The following is a 15,329-nucleotide window of genomic DNA, read 5'->3' on the forward strand; positions in this document are numbered from 1 at the left end:
ATCCGTGCCCTTTCCTATCTTTGGACACATGCCAACCATCCACCTCCTCATCAAAGGAAACGTCCAGGGCGTCAACTACCGCGCCTCCGCCAAAGACCAGGCCGACCGCCTCTCCATCAAAGGCTGGGTCCGCAACACCCCCGAAGGCCACGTCGAGATCACCGCCACCGGCTCCAACTCCGCCCTCGAACAATTCGCCGACTGGTGCCGGCGCGGCCCACGCCACGCCACCGTCACCGCCGTCGAAAAAAAAACCCTCCCCGAAACCCCATTCGAATCCTTCATTATCCGCCGCGGTTAAGGCCATCCGAAAAACACGCCATCCGAAAACAGCCCAGCAAAAAAAGCCCGCCGCACAAAAGCCCCTAACGCTCCGGCACAACCACCCGCTCCACCCCCTTGCCCCTGCACAACGCATTGAACCCCGCCACATCCCTCTCCAACAACCCATCCATCCGCGCCCTCAAACCCTTCCACATCACCTCCAACTCCCCATACCGCACCTTCGCCCCCGCCGTCACATACGGAATATTAACATCCATCTCCCCCTTCAAAAAGATATAATCCGCACTCAGCTCATTGATAAAATTGATCACATCATCATTACTCTGCGCCTTATTCTGCACCAACTCCTCCTCCCATTTCAAAAGCCTGTCGGCAATCCTCCGCCCGCTATCCGCCACCTCCTTCCAATCCGCCCGCGTCCCCACAAGCCCCACGACCTCGCTAACCTGCTCCCGCACCTTCCGGATCCGCAACACCGACCCATGGATCTCGCGGATCCCCTCCTCCACCTTACCCAACCACTCCTGCTGCTCGGCATACTCCGCCACAGAAGCCTTGATCCTCGGATCGGCCAGCACCGTGAACTTCACCGTCCGCTCCACACTGTCATATCGCAACCGCACACTATAAACACCCGGCGCCGCCCTCCGCCCCGAAAACTCCCCCTCGATAAACACCCTCGGCACCCCGGGCAAAGTCGGATATCGCATATCCCAAACCATCCGGTTCAACCCCGCCGTAAACGGCAACACAGGGTCCTGCTCAGGACCACCCGGATAATGCACAAACCCGGATTCTTCCTTACTCGAATATCGCCGGACAAGCCGCCCCGCACCATCCAATATCTCCAGCGACAACACCCGCGATGTATCCACCCTGGCCGGTAACTGGTAATAGATCACCACCCCCGTGGAGGGATTGGTCCCCGCCACCGCAGGCCTCCGCTGCTCCTCCTCTTCTTCATAATCCTTCACAACCCTATCCAACGCACTTCCACCCGAAACCCGGTAAGCGTCTCCAGGCGGATACAACACCACCGCATTCTTCGACCCCGACCCATCATAGCCGCGCAATACATTCAGGTCATCCAGGATCCAAAAACCCCGGCCCATCGTCGATGCGATCAGGTTGCCCCTATGCACAAGCAGATCCGTAACCGGCGTAACCGGCAGATTCAAAGGCAACGGCAACCACTTCGCACCCCCATCGAACGAGATACAAAACCCTGTCTCCGTTCCCGCATACAAAAGCCCCTTCCGCACATCGTCCTCCCGAACCACACGCGTATAAGCCCCGTTCGGAATCCCGTTGACGATCTTTGTCCAGGTCTTCCCATAGTCCGTCGTCTTATAAATGGCCGGCGCCAGGTCATTCCACTTATATCTTGTCGTTGCGATATAAGCCGTCGCCTTGTCAAAAGGTGAGACCTCGATGCAATTGACAAGACACTCTCCCAATCCCGCCGGCGTCACATTGCTCCAGGTCTTTCCCCCATCCCTCGTCAGGCTCACCACCCCGTCATCACTCCCCGTCCAAATCACCCCCCTCTCCAACGGCGACTCGACCACATAGGCCAGGGTGCAATAATTCTCTCCACCCGCCCCCTCATTCGTATAAGGTACCCCGCTCTTCCCCATATGCGCCGTATCATGCCGCGTAAGATCCGGCGAGATGACCTCCCAGGTCCGACCCAAATCGGCCGTCTTGAAAAGCCGGTTCCCCCCATGATAAAAGGTTTGAGGCTCCCAACGGGAACAAATAATGGGCGCATTCCAATTGAACCTGTATTTCATATCCCTCGGCGACAATGCCTGGTATTGGATAGGCGCCACCATGATCGATTTCCCCTCCCCCGTCGACCGGTCCACTACCTCGATCGTTCCCTGGTAACTCCCGCCCATCACATACCGCGGACTATCCGGATCAAAAGCGAGAAAGGCACTCTCTCCCCCAGCTGAATAAAACCAGTTCTTCTCCCCAATGCTCCCTCCCGTAGTACTCCTGCTGGCGATCATGACGGACGTGTTGTCCTGCTGACCCGCATACAGGTTATACGGGAAAAGATTATCCGCATTCACCCGGTACAATTGCCCCGTAGGCTGGTTATTCTGCGTACTCCAACTATCCCCGCCATCGAAAGTCACCGCCGCGCCGCCATCATTGGAAATGATCATATTCCGGTCGTTGCGCGGATTGATCCACAGCTGGTGATAGTCGCCATGAGTACCGCCGATATCCGACCAGCTCTTCCCGCCATCGATCGATTTCAGCCCCGGCGAATTCAACACATACACCACATTCTCATTCTGTGGATCCGCAAAGACCTCGATATAATACCAGGCCCGCTGCACAAGCCGGTGATCGGAACTCACCCGGCTCCAACTCTTACCCGCGTCATCCGAAACGAACAGTCCGCCTTCCTCTTTTTGGGTATCGCTTTCGATCAGCGCATATACCTTACTGGAATTGGCGCCCGATACCGAAATACCCATCTTTCCCATCTCCTTCGGCAAACCCTTCTCCAGCCTGACCCAGGTCTGGCCGCCATCGACGGATTTATACAAACCGCTCCCCGGACCGCCGCTCCGCATCTGCCACGGCAGCCGCCGGTAATCCCACATCGCCGCATACAACACCCGGGGATTATTCATATCCATACTCAGATCGGCGCAACCCGTATTCTCATCGACATACAACGTCTTCTTCCAGCTCTGCCCTCCATCCATCGACACATACACCCCCCGATCGGCCGACGCCCCATACGCCGCACCCTGCGCCGCCACATAAACAACGTCGGGATTGGCAGGATGCACCCTGATAGCCGAGACATGCATCGTCCCTTCGAGCCCCAGCTTCTTCCAGGTCTTGCCCGCATCCGTAGACCGGTACACCCCATCGCCATAACTACTCATCACCCCACGCACCGCATGTTCTCCCATCCCCACATACACGACGTTGGGATCGCTCTCCGCCACCGCCACGGCGCCCACCGACCCGGTTTGAAAATACCCATCCGAAACATTCTGCCAGGTCCCGCCGGCGTTCTCCGTCTTCCAGACACCCCCACCGGTCGTCCCCATATAGTAGATCTGGGGATGCCCCACCACCCCGCAGGAGGTAACGCTGCGGCCGCCCCGGAAGGGACCTATATTCCTCCAGCGAAGCGGCTTCAAATAAGTATTGAGGGAGTTGTTTTGGGCCCACCCGCCAAACGACAGAGTGCAAAGGCCCAGCAGCCAAAATATATTTCTCATACGATGAATATACGAAAAAGGCCCCGCGACTGCGGGGCCTAAGCCAAAATTTCATTTCTTCTTCGGCGGCGCCGCCGGCCTCGTATACTGCATCATCAGATCCGCTTTACCCGCAGAATTGAATCGCCAAACCTCGTGCAACTCCATGGAATCTACCTTCCCATCCTTATGGGTATCTATCTCCTTCCCCCAGATCAACGCCCAATGCTCGTTCTTGTCCACACTCTTCAGGGCCATCACCGCATCGACCCGGTCCACGGCGCTCTTGTAGGAGCTCCGCACGGCCTGCACCATCGCCATCGCGCTGTCCCTGCTCGTATGAATCGTCGAGCCCTCACCCAGGTACATTTCGATCGAGTCCGCGATCATGTCTTTTCCCTTGCTCAGATCACCCTCATCATAGAACTTCCACAGGGCCAGTAGCGTCTCGGAATTCTTGGGATCATCGATCGCAAAATTCGAGGAATACATAATGTCATAGGGAGACTTGATCGGTTTTACGGCGGCAGCGGAAGAATCGCTCTTTGCCGCCTCGGTAGCAGGCGTGGAAGGAGCGCCGGTACAGGCAGCAAATAGTACCGCCAGGACAATCGGGGAGTTTAGTTTCATGATCATAGATTTTAGTTGGAAAAAAGCTATTTTTTAGCGGGGAAGGCCTTGTTGATCGGCGCCCGGTCAATATATTGAATATACCGGTCCACCTTATCCGACGCGTTATAGTGCGCATCCGAATGCACCCAAAATCCCAGCTTCACCCCATTCTTGTATTTGACATGCACCTCGGTCCACCCCAATACCCAGACCCCGGGCCAATCCGGCCCCTTCTGCGGCTGGTTGACCTTCACCGGAAGCCAGATATCATTGACGAACGCAAGCGAATCGATCGCCTTCCCCCGCCGGTCCGTCCAATACTTGGCAATCGCCTCCTTTCCGGCCAGGCTATCACCCGACGACCAGATAAAAACGGCATTGTCGGCAAACTGATCCACAAAACCCGCGACATCCCCCGAGCTAAGCGCCGCCATCGCCTTCTTTTGCAGGTCCGAATAATGCGCATCGGCAAATTCGGTCGGCGGTGGCGTAGCAGGCGCCGCCGGCGTCGCAGCCTTCGTAGTATCAGTGGAAGCAGTACCCGCACCGGGATTGTTGCAGGCGACCAACAGGCAGCACGCAGCCGCCCAGCAAATGGATTTTTTCATTGCAAGCAATATTTAGGGTTAAAAAAAGCTATTTCTTCCGCCGGGGTAAGGAAATGTACGCGATAAGGCAATAAGGGAGGTAAGAGAAAGAAGGAGATAAGGACGTGCAGTCGCAGTAAAAGACTATCTAATATAAGTAAAATTGAGGTCAAAAAATAAAATACCTTCCTATATTCGGGGTCAAACCGAGTGACTACATGAAAATCTTCATTTCTTTCCTACTGTTCTGCACCTTGCAAACCGTCGCCCAACCCCGCACAAATACCCAAACCCCCACGGCGCCGGCCGCCCCCGAAAGACAAGCCACAACCGAACACCCACCCGCCCATAGCCGCATCCTCAACATAGACTCCTCCGTCACCACCCACGCCGACGTCACCATAAAAGGCCAGAAGATCCCTTACGACGCCACCGCCGGCACCATCCCCGTCTGGGACGAAGAAGGCAAACCCATCGCCGGCGTCTTCTACACCTATTACGAACGCTCCGACATAAAAGATCGCGACAGCCGCCCCCTCGTCATCTCCTTCAACGGCGGCCCGGGCACCCCCTCCGTCTGGATGGAGATCGGCTACACCGGCCCCCGCCGCCTGAAGATCGACGACGAAGGCTACCCGATCCAACCCTACGGCGTTCAGGAAAATCCCTACTCCATCCTCGACGTCGCCGATATCGTTTATGTAGACCCGGTCAACACCGGCTTCTCCCGCGCCGTCAGCAAAGACATCCCCGCCAATAAATTCTTCGGCGTCAACGAAGACATCAAATACCTCGCGGAATGGGTGGCCACCTTCGTTTCCCGTAATCACCGCTGGGCCTCCCCCAAATTCCTCATCGGCGAAAGCTATGGCACCACCCGCGTCTCCGGCCTGGCCCTCGAACTCCAAAACGCACAATGGATGTACCTCAACGGCGTCGTCCTCGTGTCACCGACGGAAATAGGGATCGATCGCGCCGACTACGTAAAGACCTCCCTTCTCGTCCCCTACTACGCCGCCACGGCCTGGTACCACAAAGCCCTCGCCCCCGAGCTCCAAAAGAGGGACCTCACCGACTACCTCCCCGAGGTCGAGGACTTCACCCTCAACGAACTCATGCCCGCCCTGGCAAAAGGTGGCTTCCTGCAGGACGCCAAACGACAAGCCCTGGCCGCCAAACTGGCCCGCTATACCGGCCTCTCCGAAAAGGCCGTTCTCGAGTCCAACCTCGAGATCCCCACAAATTTCTTCTGGAAAGAACTCCTCCGCGATAAAGGCTTTACCGTCGGACGCCTCGATTCCCGCTATAAAGGCATCGACCGGGAGGACGCCGGCGCATCCCCCGACTACAACGCCGAACTCACCTCCTGGGAACACTCCTTCACGCCCGCGATCAATATCTATCTCCGCGACGACCTGCACTACAAGACCGATCTGAAGTACTTTATGTTCGGCCCCGTCCACCCATGGAACAATCAGGACAACCACGTCGGCGAAAACCTCCGCCAGGCCATCGCCCAAAATCCCTACCTGCACCTCCTCATCCAATCGGGCTACTATGACGGCGCCTGCGATTATTTCAACGCCAAATACAGCCTCTGGCAGATCGACCCCAGCGGGAAACTAAAGAACCGCCTCCACTGGGAAGGCTACCGCAGCGGCCATATGCTCTACCTGCGCAAACCGGACCTCGAGGCAGCCACCGAAAGCCTCCGCCGCTTCATCCGCGAAGCCACCCCCAAACCGGGCGAGCCGGCAAAATATTAGCCGCAGGCAACGCACCCGCTACCCATTCTGCACCCGTTCCTTCTCCTCGCTCGCCCCATCAGCATGCGAGGTCGCCTTTTGGCTCTTCCCAAACCGGAAGGTAAAAGCAACCGTCAGCACCCTGCTGTCCCGCTTGATCTTGAAATATTCCGAAGCATCCGGAAAAGAGGTCAGCCCCTCCATCGCATTCGTATAAAAGATGTCCCGGTAACTCACCTTGATCGTCCCCTTCTTTTTCAACACCGTCTTCGCCACACCGACAGACGCCTGCCCCGTCGGATACAACAGCTCCTGGATATCGTTCCGCGCCCGCGTCGTATAAAAAGCCGACACCTCACCGGCATAACCCCGGCCAATGCTCAGCTGGTTATTGATATTCGCACTCAGTTGAGTGATCGTCGACGTATACTCATTCCCATTGAACCCCCGAAGCTGCTTGTGATTCATCACCGCCGTCAACGCCATCGACCACCACCGCGCCGGCGACACATTCAGGCTCATCGACAGCCCCAGGTTATACACCCGCCCGACATTCCCCTGCGTATAATAAAGGATGGTTTTCGACGTGTCCGAAAGAAATATCTGCGAGAAATAGTTCGACACGCGCGCAAGGGAGATCCCCGTCGTCAGCAAATTCCCATATTGATGGCTCAGTTCGAAATTCCAGGTATACTGCGGCAGCAGGTACGGATTACCCGTCTCATAAGTGTACTTATTGATCACAAAAAGAAAGGGATTCAACGTCTGGAACACCGGCCGGTCCACCCTCCGTCCCACCGTCAGGGTCAGGCTGTTCATCGTATCCAGCTTGTAGGAAAGATAGCCGCTCGGAAAAAAGCTCCCATAATTCCGCGACACCAGCGAATCCCGCTGCGTACTGTTCCCCGTCTGATGTGCCGTATAGCGGGTATACTCGTAACGCACCCCGCCCTGGTAGCTCCAGCGGCGGACCTTCCCTTCAAGAGCCCCATACACCGCCTGGATATTCTCCCGGTAAACAAAATGGTTGCTCAGGGTCTCGTCCTTGATCCATTGCTGGTTCAGCCAGTCCTGGTACGTCGCCGCATTATCCGTATGACTCGAAGAAGTTTTGAATCCCGTGGTCAGCGTAAGGTCCGATCCAAGCCCGACCGTCGCATCCGCCTTGGCCGAAAAGATATCGATGGTGGTGGGGATATCGTTGCGGTATACCTGCTCATAACCACCGGAATCCAGCAGCCGGTTATCGAAATCCTGCTCCAACCGCATCCGGTAATGCAAATAGTCGACATCGGCTGTCAGCTCGGCATTCTTAGCCAACACCTGCCGGCCGTTCCAATTGATCGCCCCATTCCTAAACCGGTTCTCCGGCCGGCTCTGGGTCAAAATAGCCGAATCCACCTGCCCATCCGCCCGCAGCCAGTTAGCCGTAGCCGTATTATGACCCATCCGATGGATATCCGTACCCGTCACCGCCATCCCAATCGTCGTCGAAGCCGACAAGGTATAGTCGACACCCGCCTTCACCGTATTGTTCATCACCGTCCCGGAAAAATAAGAAGGCTGTTGCAACACAGCTGAAACATCCCTATTCGCATCAAAGTACTGTCGATAAGCATAAAGATTGGTCAGGTATTTTGTGTCATTGAAGCTGTAATTCAAAAAAGCATTCACCCTTCCCCGCCGGTAATTCAGGACAAGGCTGTTGTTGGTCTTTGGATAGATACCCTGGCCGAACGAACCTGTAACACTCCCATTGAGGCCATTACTCTTGCTCTTCTTCGTTTTAATATTGATGATGCCCGCGCTCCCCGCCGCATCGTACTTCGCCGTCGGATTCGCGATCAGCTCTATCCGCGCCACCTGCGCAGAATTCATACTGCTCAGCAGGTTGTTGAGGTCGTCTCCCGACAGGTAGGTAGGTTTATCATCGATCATCACCAGCACCCCCGCCTTCCCGTTCAGGCTGATCCCGCCGTTGCGGTCCACCGTAACTCCCGGCGACCGTTCCAGCACCTCCAGCACCGTCGAACCCGTGTTCGTCACCGAAGCCTCCACATTCACGATCACCTTGTCCCGTTTTCGTTCTACCGGCAGCACATGCCCGGTCACCGTGACCTCCTTCAGCGTCCGGCTCTTCGGCCTCGCCGTATCTCCAACGGGGCCCTGACAAACACCCGATCCCTCCATCAAAGTCAGTAAAAGTAAAAGCAGTGTAGTAATCTTCATGGTTAACCCAAAGTTCAACCATCCCCCCCGAATCCCGCCGCCGCTAATCACAATCCAACGCCGGGACCAAAAATTCCAATTTTGGGAAAAATTCCAATCCGGCAACAGGCCGGCAATCCCACAAAGTAATACAAATCAATCTTATATGCAGTCGCCACAAAACTGGCCCATCCATTGCCATATACAGCACGGTCTTTCTAACAAAACAATGTTGGATTTAAAAAACGGGCTGGATTTCTATCTGGGCCTTTTTTTTTGCCCGCAACTTGCCCATAACTTGCGTTCATGAAATACAAACTCCTCGGACGCAGCGGCCTGAAAGTATCTGAACTCTGCCTCGGAACCATGGGCTTCGGCACCGAAGCCGGCTGGGGCGCCGACAAAACCACCAGCTTCGCCATCATGGAAGCCTTCGCCAACGCCGGCGGCAATTTCCTCGACACAGCCAACATCTACAAACTCGGCACCAGCGAAAAGATCATCGGCGAATTCATGAACCCCCGCGACCGCGACTTCTTCGTCATAGCCACCAAATACTCCCTAAAAGATAACACCACCAATCCCAACGCCAGCGGTAATAACCGTAAGAACATGATGCGCAGCGTCGAACAAAGCCTCAACCGGCTCCAAACGGACTTCATCGACGTACTCTATCTCCACATTTGGGACGACCTCACGCCGATCGACGAAATAGTAAGAGGCCTCGACGACCTCATCCGCCAGGGCAAGGTCAACTACGCCGCCATCAGCGACACGCCCGCATGGATCGTCAGCAAAGGAAACACACTGGCCGAGCTCATGGGCTGGAGCCCCTTCGTCGCCCTGCAGGTCGAATACAGCCTCCTCCAACGGACACCCGAACGCGAGCTGACACCCATGGCGAAACATTACGGCATGACCGTAACCCCCTGGGCCCCGCTGGCAGGCGGCGCACTCACCGGGAAATACCTGAAAGGCGGCCAGGGCCGGGTCAAACCCGAAAGCAACCGCCGCGACGAGAACAGCACAAGGATCACCCGCGAAGTAATGGCCATCGCCGAAAAGCTCGGGGTCCAACCCAGTCATGTCGCCCTCCAATGGACCCGCCAACAGGGCTTCGAATGTATCCCCATCGTAGGCGCCACAAAACTCGAACAGTTAGAAGAAAATCTAAAAGCCATCCATCTGGTGCTCTCACCCGAAGATCTCCAAAGACTCGACGCGGCCAGCGCCATCGACCTCGGCTTTCCCGGCAAATTCTTCCGCGAAGAAGGTGTCCGCCAAAACAATTTCGGCGGCTTCTACGACCGGATCATCAAAAGGTAGGTCAAACGAAAGATCAAACGGCAGGTCAGTGAATTACTTCCGAAGGAAGCAATTCCTCCTTAACCTTCCCATCCACAATGGAAACAAAGTGCCCCCATTCGGGGGCACCTTTTTTTTAACCCGGACCTTCGTATCAAAAACTAGTTATCCATTTCCCTTTCGCGTCATAAACCGCCCGGCTTCGAATACCCTTCCTGGTAAAATACATCGTCGATCCTTCATTGTTCGGCACCCATCTCGCACATCTGACGTCCCGATACCTGAGTACAAAATCCCTGATCACCCGGGCGTGGACACTGGAAACCGGCAGCACGGAATTCCTACCCGAAATAACTCCTCCAGCCAAAGTCAACAAACCTGCCAAAACAAATAACCGCTTCATACACTAATTCCCCTGCTTCACTTCTTCCACTGACTTGGGCAACAATCCATGCGCTTCCTGATGGGTCTTGATCAACGCATCGGCATTCGGCGCCTCCGCCAGACACATGACAACCCCCGCTTTCTCATCCACCCAATAATTGAGCAAATTCACGCCATACTTCTTCTGAACAGCCAGATCCTTCTTATGCGCCCCGGCCACATCAGCGGCCTTCACATTACCCGGACCGAATTCATGAATGTCAAGGTAAAGATGCTTGCCGCCCTTTGCCTTCGCAGCATCCCCCGCACTCACCGGATAAACATTCGCGGGCAGCAGTCCGTGCGCTTCCGCATGGGTCTTGACAATAGACTCACTGTCAGGAGCCGATGACAGGCAGTATACGTCTCCCTTTGCCGAGTCCACCCAGAATTTTATAAACTTCACGCCATATTTGTCCTCCACAGCGAGGTCCTTTTGATGGGCCTGGGCAACGCCATCATAAGCGACCTTCCCGGCGCCGATATGATGGACATCGATATAGAGTTGACGACCCTGGGCGTGTGCAAGATTCGCGACTCCAATTCCCAGATGCAACAAAATGGCAACAAAATACTTCATTCGAAAAGATTTAAAGATGATTAATATGCCACAAAACTAATCACCCATAAACCCGTCGATTGTAACGATTAGTTCAAATGCTGGTAATTTTTCATCATCCGGCCCTGGCCGCGAGGTAGTCGGTGGGCGACTGGCCATAGCGCTTCTGGAAGCACTTGGTAAAATAAGAAGGACTGCTGAAACCCGACTCATAGGCTATCTGCGAGACATTACCCGTCTGTCTGTTCAATAAGGACAGGGCCTCGTTAAGCCGGTAGTCCTTGATAAAGGTCACGGGCGACTTGCCCGTAAGCCCGATCATTTTCCGGTACAGCTGCGGCTTGCTGTAGCCCACCACCTTGTTGAGATCATCTACTTTCAGGTGGATATCACTCCAGCACTTTTCCGCATGATCCATCAGCCGGGTCAGGAATTGCTCATCGGCTGGCGTAAGACAGCAAATGCCTTTCCGGGTGGCCAAAGGAGTGGGATTCTCGCCGTCATAAAGCTCCCGGACCTCGGCCGACACCACGATGTCCTCCCTGCAGGCCATCGCCATCCGCTCCGCCAGCCGGATCGCATCCTCGAAGATCAGCTTCTTTTCCGTCACCGGCATCCCCGTGCTGAGTCCGATCTTCACCTGAAAAGACTTCCGCAGCTCGAACGCGGCATGAACGGCATTGGATACCTGTTTGAATGAGATCAAATACCGATCGGGAGATTGCTTCACCATCGCGCCGTCAAAAGCCTTCAACACTTCAGGAACTCCCTGCGCAAGCAGCTGGGTTCCAGCCCTGAGCGGACCCATGTCGCCGTTCGGAAAAAAGAAAGGTTTCACATCCATCACCATGATCGCCCGAAAGGCCGGGTCATCGATGACGTTCAATTCGGCGCCCCGCGGCTTCACAGGGTCCTCGATCCGGCCCAGGAACGACTCGACAAGGTCGGTATCCACTTCGATCACCCGGTGCGGCACATCCCCGTGGGCAAAACTGTGCATCTCGCGAATGGCTTCTATATGCGGCGCCTCGATCAGACAAAAAGCCGTCTTCCGCTTGTCGTCGAACCAATAGGTCAGCCCCCTGCACCCGAACTGGGCCTGTACTTTAAGGTCCTCCTGGTGCAAATGGGCAATGGTTTCCGCCGTGACCGCATCCGATACGTCGTGGCGATCCATGAAAATGGGCATAAAAAGGTGTTTGTCACAATTCGCAAATCTCCTGCCGAAATCCAGTCCGGCCGGACCAAGGCGTCTAAATCCCGGTATACCACGCCCAACCGCTGTCCCCCGGATCGACATACTCGTCCGTCACCACCACCCGCTTCAGGTATTTCATGCTCTTGTACCCGATCTGCGTCTCTACCCTTAACCGCAAGGGCGCCCCATGCTGCACCGGCAACGGCTTGCCGTTCATTCCATAAGCAAGCAGGGTCTGCGGATGAAAGGCATCGATCATATCGATACTGTCCTGGTACCCGTCGTAGGCGTAAAAGTTGACAAACCGCGCGGTCGGGTAGATGCCGGCATGTTGCAGCAGCTGGCTCAGCGGGACCCCAGTCCACTCCCCTATCGCACTCCAGCCCTCCTCGCAGCTATGCCGCGTGATCTGGGTGCGCACCGGCAGACGCTGCAGGTCCGCCATGGAATATTGACCGGGGCGGGCCACCCGCCCTTCCACCGACAGCTTCCAGTCCGAAAAATCGTGATGCCGCGTCAGGGCGTAGTCCTTGCTGAAGACCGGGCTCTTCTCATCCCCGGGATCGATCGTACCCACCGCCGGGAAAGAGGTGATATCGCCCCGCGAGTACTCCTTCGCCAGGGCCCGTTTCGATAGCAGCGCCCGCTGCGCTTCATAGGTAAAATTGTCCCCCGCCCGAAGGATGCTGCCATAGGTAGGCATGGCCGGCGATTTGACCGTCCGGTACAACAGGTAGCTGCCCAGGGCCGTAAAGCCGGTTATCAGCGCCGTCCTCCGGGTGATCAGTTGCTTTTTTTTCATGGCGGTTGGCGGTTTACAGTACTATTACGATTCGATCGTCATGGCCCGCAGGTGCCTCCGGAAACCCGAACGGACGATCATGATGACATGGACCACAAAGAACAGGATAAGCAGGACGGCGCAAAAGAAATGAAGGGTGCGGGCGGATTGAGCGCCGAAGAATAAGGTCAGCAGCCAGGGGTTCGAGGCCGTTACGGCCGGCGACATCGTCAGCCCGGTCAGCACCGTGACAGGGATAAGAAAGAACAACACCACGCAATAGCTCAGCTTCTGCAACACGCCATATTGAGGTCCCTTCACAAAAACGACCCGGCGGCGAACATGATCCGCAAAATCCCGGGCAACACTCCTGAAGCTCATCTCACGCCGGCCCGGCAGGAGATTTCGCCGCACATGTTGAGTATACAACGCAGTAAGCAGGTAGATCAGACCCGTCACCACAAAGACCCAGGCATTGAGAAAATGCAGGCTCCTGCCCCAGCCATTCTGGTTAAAGATATCATACGTCCTTCCGGCGCTAACGGGAGAACGCGCCGGATCGAAGAAAGGTTGGCTCGCCGTCCATCCACCATGATGATAATTGCGGCTGATCGGCAATTCGAAAAGAGCCGGCGTTAGGTCATTCCCCACCTGGCCCCAATAAAGTCTCGGATGCACCATCAGGATCTCCACCCCCGAAAAAACCAGCAGCAGAAAGCTGATCGTCCCCACCCAATGGGTCGTTTTAACCCACGGTCGATGTCCCGCAGGCGCGGGCCGTATGGCGTCAGTCGGGAGGGGTGGCATATCTAAATATACGCCAAAACTCCCAATGCTCACACACTCTTTTGCCCCAGCTGCTCCATCCCCCCATAAACACGATCAGCAGCTCCGGGTTCCGCTGCGCCATCCTCGTCGTCTTGGCGTCCACATCGATCGTCACCTGCGGCGAATTCGTCAGCTTTTATTATCTTCAATTTAAAGTAACAATCCTGAAAACGCAAGCGGCCATCCTTAGTTTGATCCTCATCGGCTCCCTCTCCTGCCACCATCTCACCAACAAAGGCAAAGAAGTGGCAAAATGGACCAAACAAACCCTCGCCGAAAATAAATCCAACCTCGGCGATAAGATTCTCCCGCACTTCGACGACGATCACCCCGACACGAAATTCAATAAAAGGCGCTTCGAGGAATTCTTTGGCTTCTATCCGCCGGAAGACGTCAAAAATCTATACTGCTTCAATGATGAGATCGGCATCGACGCCGACTTTCAGTTCGCCTTCAACTGTGACACCCCAACCGTCAACAGGATAGTTCAGCACCTAAAATTGAAAAAGCAAATGCAACCCGACAACTACAGCAGCGGCCTATGGCACCGCTTCCCCTGGTGGGACAGCGCGAAGATATTGAAACTAGTCCCCTACAAAAAGAAAAGTGAACACGAACTGTATCGGTATTTGTGGTTTGACACCTCCGCAAAAAAGGCCTATTATTTCGATTTCGATATGTAAGCCGCCCGGAAAATGCAGGTCAATGATAAATATGCCCCATCAGCAACCTCGTCACAGTGAACAGCAGCAGACTTAAAATGACGGGAATAAAGGACTTGATCGGCATGGCAAGTATGGGTTTATAAGTATTTATACCTAGGCTCTTTTATCGCAGGCCAAGCCGTTTTTACTCCGTAGATTTGATTATGCTGAAAAACTTGCTTGCGAGGCTATTCAAAAAGAAAGCTAACGGGAGGCCGCCGATACCAAAGCCTTTAGTCCCATCGAAAGGCTCTGCGATCGATCATCCCCATAGTTTCGGTTACAAATGTAATTGGCTCGCCATCCCCACCATCGATACGGATAAACTCGCTTCCCTATTCCGACTCACTGCCACAGTCCCTTGCAATTGGGAGTATGGCATCCAATATAGTTACGAGGGATTATTTTTTGTCTCTCCGCCTGTTGATGGCTGGTCGTTCATTGTCAGCCGAAATCTGCCCTGTGCCGAAGATTCCAGGACGATTGAGCTCTTAAAAGACATACTGATCGACCTGAGCACCGAATTTGGCGAAGCCCAATACTTTGGAACATACCGTGTAGTCGGTTACGATTGCTGGATGAAAGCAAAAAATGGACGGCTGGAGCGAGCCTACGGATTTGTCGACAGTGCCAATACCATTGTGGAAGGCGATCCTACCCCCATTGAAGCAGGATATAATCTTTACAATACATTTTCAAAAGAATTCGAGGATGATCCGGATTACAGTGCAAAAGCCGATTATCCCGATGAGTCGATCACTATGGAAATTGCAGGCGCCTGGAGTATAAATCCTCAGGACCTTGAAGACTGCAAAGACCTCGCACCCAGGCTAGGGATTCTAGGAGTACGCGAATGGTGAT

Annotated in this window: 13 protein-coding genes; 5 read left to right on the forward strand and 8 right to left on the reverse strand. The window is 55.0% G+C overall.

All coding sequences use genetic code 11. From position 1 onward, the window contains the following. Nucleotides 1-28 precede the first annotated feature (28 nt). Nucleotides 29-301, forward strand: coding sequence for an acylphosphatase (locus VHE34_RS12455; protein ID WP_325588312.1), 273 nt, complete (start codon nt 29-31; stop codon nt 299-301). A gap of 64 nt (nt 302-365) precedes the next feature. Here the strand turns inward: VHE34_RS12455 and VHE34_RS12460 are convergent, their stop codons facing one another. The 3 genes from VHE34_RS12460 to VHE34_RS12470 are packed head-to-tail and all read right to left on the reverse strand — an operon-like array spanning nt 366 to nt 4,738. Further along, on the reverse strand, nt 366-3,539 hold the full coding sequence (locus VHE34_RS12460) for a WD40/YVTN/BNR-like repeat-containing protein (RefSeq protein WP_325588314.1): 3,174 nt from the start codon (nt 3,537-3,539) through the stop codon (nt 366-368). A 51-nt stretch (nt 3,540-3,590) separates the two neighbouring features. After that, on the reverse strand, nt 3,591-4,148 hold the full coding sequence (locus VHE34_RS12465; protein WP_325588316.1) for a hypothetical protein: 558 nt from the start codon (nt 4,146-4,148) through the stop codon (nt 3,591-3,593). A gap of 26 nt (nt 4,149-4,174) precedes the next feature. Beyond that, nucleotides 4,175-4,738: a YybH family protein gene (locus VHE34_RS12470; RefSeq protein ID WP_325588318.1), complete on the reverse strand. Its 564-nt coding sequence runs from the start codon at nt 4,736-4,738 to the stop codon at nt 4,175-4,177. A gap of 197 nt (nt 4,739-4,935) precedes the next feature. Here VHE34_RS12470 and VHE34_RS12475 point away from each other — a divergent pair, with 197 nt between their 5' ends. Next, nucleotides 4,936-6,483: a S10 family peptidase gene (locus VHE34_RS12475; RefSeq protein ID WP_325588320.1), complete on the forward strand. Its 1,548-nt coding sequence runs from the start codon at nt 4,936-4,938 to the stop codon at nt 6,481-6,483. An 18-nt stretch (nt 6,484-6,501) separates the two neighbouring features. On the opposite strand, the gene VHE34_RS12480 is transcribed toward VHE34_RS12475, so the two are convergent. Beyond that, entirely contained in the window at nt 6,502-8,691 is a 2,190-nt protein-coding gene (locus tag VHE34_RS12480; RefSeq protein WP_325588322.1) for an outer membrane beta-barrel family protein, read from the reverse strand. A gap of 285 nt (nt 8,692-8,976) precedes the next feature. Here VHE34_RS12480 and VHE34_RS12485 point away from each other — a divergent pair, with 285 nt between their 5' ends. After that, on the forward strand, nt 8,977-9,996 hold the full coding sequence (locus tag VHE34_RS12485) for an aldo/keto reductase (protein ID WP_325588324.1): 1,020 nt from the start codon (nt 8,977-8,979) through the stop codon (nt 9,994-9,996). Nucleotides 9,997-10,381: 385 nt separating this feature from the next. Here the strand turns inward: VHE34_RS12485 and VHE34_RS12490 are convergent, their stop codons facing one another. The 4 genes from VHE34_RS12490 to VHE34_RS12505 all read right to left on the reverse strand — a co-directional run bounded on the left by VHE34_RS12490 (nt 10,382) and on the right by VHE34_RS12505 (nt 13,743). Next, nucleotides 10,382-10,978 carry a DUF4242 domain-containing protein gene (locus VHE34_RS12490; protein WP_325588326.1) on the reverse strand — a complete coding sequence of 199 codons (597 nt, stop codon included), beginning with the start codon at nt 10,976-10,978 and terminating at the stop codon, nt 10,382-10,384. A 94-nt stretch (nt 10,979-11,072) separates the two neighbouring features. Continuing rightward, the gene (locus VHE34_RS12495) at nt 11,073-12,146 is read right to left on the reverse strand and encodes a nickel-binding protein (RefSeq protein ID WP_325588328.1); all 1,074 of its coding nucleotides are present in this window, start codon (nt 12,144-12,146) and stop codon (nt 11,073-11,075) included. Between the two features lie 64 nt (nt 12,147-12,210). Next, entirely contained in the window at nt 12,211-12,957 is a 747-nt protein-coding gene (locus VHE34_RS12500; protein ID WP_325588330.1) for a molybdopterin-dependent oxidoreductase, read from the reverse strand. A gap of 24 nt (nt 12,958-12,981) precedes the next feature. Then, the gene (locus tag VHE34_RS12505) at nt 12,982-13,743 is read right to left on the reverse strand and encodes a cytochrome b/b6 domain-containing protein (RefSeq protein ID WP_325588331.1); all 762 of its coding nucleotides are present in this window, start codon (nt 13,741-13,743) and stop codon (nt 12,982-12,984) included. A gap of 41 nt (nt 13,744-13,784) precedes the next feature. On the opposite strand from VHE34_RS12505, the gene VHE34_RS12510 reads away from it, so the two are divergent. Continuing rightward, the gene (locus VHE34_RS12510) at nt 13,785-14,447 is read left to right on the forward strand and encodes a hypothetical protein (protein WP_325588332.1); all 663 of its coding nucleotides are present in this window, start codon (nt 13,785-13,787) and stop codon (nt 14,445-14,447) included. A gap of 185 nt (nt 14,448-14,632) precedes the next feature. Then, on the forward strand, nt 14,633-15,328 hold the full coding sequence (locus VHE34_RS12515) for a hypothetical protein (RefSeq protein ID WP_325588334.1): 696 nt from the start codon (nt 14,633-14,635) through the stop codon (nt 15,326-15,328). Nucleotide 15,329 lies beyond the last annotated feature (1 nt).

Source organism: Puia sp. (assembly GCF_035546395.1).
Taxonomy (GTDB): domain Bacteria; phylum Bacteroidota; class Bacteroidia; order Chitinophagales; family Chitinophagaceae; genus Puia.

Coding starts and splice junctions, on each gene's coding strand:
- VHE34_RS12455 (WP_325588312.1), top strand. CDS start 29: ATGCCAACCATCCACCTCCTCATCAAAGGAAACGTCCAGGGCGTCAAC.
- VHE34_RS12460 (WP_325588314.1), bottom strand. CDS start 3,539: ATGAGAAATATATTTTGGCTGCTGGGCCTTTGCACTCTGTCGTTTGGC.
- VHE34_RS12465 (WP_325588316.1), bottom strand. CDS start 4,148: ATGAAACTAAACTCCCCGATTGTCCTGGCGGTACTATTTGCTGCCTGT.
- VHE34_RS12470 (WP_325588318.1), bottom strand. CDS start 4,738: ATGAAAAAATCCATTTGCTGGGCGGCTGCGTGCTGCCTGTTGGTCGCC.
- VHE34_RS12475 (WP_325588320.1), top strand. CDS start 4,936: ATGAAAATCTTCATTTCTTTCCTACTGTTCTGCACCTTGCAAACCGTC.
- VHE34_RS12480 (WP_325588322.1), bottom strand. CDS start 8,691: ATGAAGATTACTACACTGCTTTTACTTTTACTGACTTTGATGGAGGGA.
- VHE34_RS12485 (WP_325588324.1), top strand. CDS start 8,977: ATGAAATACAAACTCCTCGGACGCAGCGGCCTGAAAGTATCTGAACTC.
- VHE34_RS12490 (WP_325588326.1), bottom strand. CDS start 10,978: ATGAAGTATTTTGTTGCCATTTTGTTGCATCTGGGAATTGGAGTCGCG.
- VHE34_RS12495 (WP_325588328.1), bottom strand. CDS start 12,146: ATGCCCATTTTCATGGATCGCCACGACGTATCGGATGCGGTCACGGCG.
- VHE34_RS12500 (WP_325588330.1), bottom strand. CDS start 12,957: ATGAAAAAAAAGCAACTGATCACCCGGAGGACGGCGCTGATAACCGGC.
- VHE34_RS12505 (WP_325588331.1), bottom strand. CDS start 13,743: ATGCCACCCCTCCCGACTGACGCCATACGGCCCGCGCCTGCGGGACAT.
- VHE34_RS12515 (WP_325588334.1), top strand. CDS start 14,633: ATGCTGAAAAACTTGCTTGCGAGGCTATTCAAAAAGAAAGCTAACGGG.